The organism is Actinospica durhamensis (genome assembly GCF_018139695.1).
GTDB classification, from domain to species: domain Bacteria; phylum Actinomycetota; class Actinomycetes; order Streptomycetales; family Catenulisporaceae; genus Actinospica; species Actinospica durhamensis.
In genome coordinates, this window is record NZ_JAGSOG010000603.1 from 1 (window position 1) to 1,125 (window position 1,125).

1 protein-coding gene is annotated in these 1,125 nt (G+C 65.2%); it reads right to left on the reverse strand.

Translation table 11 applies throughout. The features are described from left to right. Window positions 1–266: 266 nt before the first annotated feature. The gene (locus KDL01_RS41310; RefSeq protein WP_212534173.1) at window positions 267–965 is read right to left on the reverse strand and encodes a TauD/TfdA family dioxygenase; all 699 of its coding nucleotides are present in this window, start codon (window positions 963–965) and stop codon (window positions 267–269) included. Window positions 966–1,125: the final 160 nt, after the last annotated feature.

A 1,125-nucleotide genomic window follows, 5' to 3' on the forward strand; every position in this document is an offset into this window, starting at 1 on the left:
CCTTGAACTCCGGCGAGTACCAGCGGCGTCCGCTGCCCTTGCCAGCTCCACCTTTATCCACTGTTTCCTCTCAATCTAGGCATAAGCCTATCGGAGGACCAGTGTCCAAGATCTTCGGGGCACCCCACTTCAATATTCCGTGTCCGCGCCAGGATCTGCCGCGCTGCGAACGGAAAGTTTGTGCGCGACTGTTCAGGCAGGCCAGCCAGTTCGCGCGCGACCGCTTGAATCCGGGACAGGTTCGACTGTGGTGACACTGCTCCCCCTCAGTTCGCCTTCGGCAGAAATCCCTCGTTCATCCACGCATAGGGATGTGCTGAGCGCAGGTCGGCCAGGTACCGCGTCGCTCTGCGATATCCCCGAAACGCAGTGCGTCCGTGCAACACGCGGCAATTGTGCGCAAGATATCCCTCACCGTCACCGAGAACGCATACCTCGGCACGGGCACCGAGTGCGCGCAAGGCTGAGAGAACGGTCCTGTCTTCGGCACGTGCGGCGTGTGGCCGCGCGACGTCGTCTTCGCGGTAGCGGATCCGGATGAGTCCGGCGCTCGATTCGAAAATGGGGTAGGCGCCGGCTGATCCGGCCTCGAGCATCAGGGAACGGAATTTAGCAGGGGCGGGCAGCGAGAGCGCACGGGCGTCCGCGAGGAGGCTGTGGCCACCAACGGGAGCAGCGCGTTCGATCAGTACCGCGACGAGCGTCGGAGGACGCGGCGTGAGCGCGCGGTCGGTGTGCGGGGCCAGGGCGAGCCTGGAGAACCCCGCACCACCGACCACGCCTGGGGACGGACGCGGTTCGATCACCGTCTCGCCGCGGACGGTGCCGTGCGGATGGAGACGGACTTCGGCCGCGTACTCGAGCAGGTGGAGCAGTCGGGCGGGGGTGCCGTGGCGGAACAGCACCACCCCGTCCCGCGCAAGCAACGGGCCCAACTCTGACGCGTCCGCCACCTGACCTCGCATATCGCTCAGAGTAAGGACCGCGCCACCCGACATGAGGTTGTCCCGAGTCTCGTGGATCTTCGGTGACGGTCTGGGTTGATTCTATGCGGCGCGCAGTTGCTTGACGGGCTTGTCGGCGTGCTCCGTCCGGGTGGTTTCTTCGAGTGCTGTGATCAGGGCG